Below are 686 nucleotides of genomic sequence, written 5' to 3'. Positions count from 1 at the left end.
CGCCCCAGCAGGCCGGTTACCAGAGCGGCGGCTTCGGCCCGTCCACGCCGCCGCCCGGCCCGTACGCGCCGCAGCAGGCCGGCTACCCGAGCCCGACCCCGGCCCCGTCTCCGTACCAGGCCGGCGGCCCCAGCACCCCGCCCCCGTACGCCACCACGCCGGGCCACGCGGCCGGTGGCGGTGGGCAGGGCGGTGACGGCGGCAGCAAGAAGGTCATCATCAGCTCGGCCGTGGTAGCGGCGGTCGCGATCATCGCCGTGATCGTCGCCTTCGCGCTCAAGGGCGGCGGCGGTGACGACGGCGGCAAGGAGGAGCAGGCCAAGCCGACCCAGGAGGCCACGACGGCGGCCGGCTTCAAGGAAGGCGACAAGACCAAGACCATCGACCCGGAGAAGTGCACCGAGGCGTACGACGCCCCGGACAAGCCGGGCTCGTTCATCATGCCGGAGTTCCAGTACCTCTACATCGACTCGGTGAAGAACTGCCTCAAGAAGGCGGGCTGGAAGTACGAGGTCGTCCCGATGAACGAGAACACCTGGGGCAAAGGCACCGTCATGGAGTACACCTTCGACAAGCGCGAGCCCTTCGACCCGGACGAGGACAAGGTCGAGCTGACGGTCTCGACGGGCAACCCGGAGTAGGCCCGGAGCAGACTCCGAGCAGACCCCGAGCAGCCAGCGCCGAAC

At 70.1% G+C, this 686-nt stretch carries 1 pseudogene; it reads left to right on the top strand.

Annotated features, from left to right (window positions below):
- A pseudogene (locus KUM32_RS39940) lies at window positions 1-641 on the top strand (PASTA domain-containing protein); the annotation flags it as partial.
- Window positions 642-686: the final 45 nt, after the last annotated feature.

Source organism: Streptomyces sp. AC627_RSS907 (genome assembly GCF_019049165.1).
This window is presented reverse-complemented; position numbering and strand designations above follow the sequence as displayed.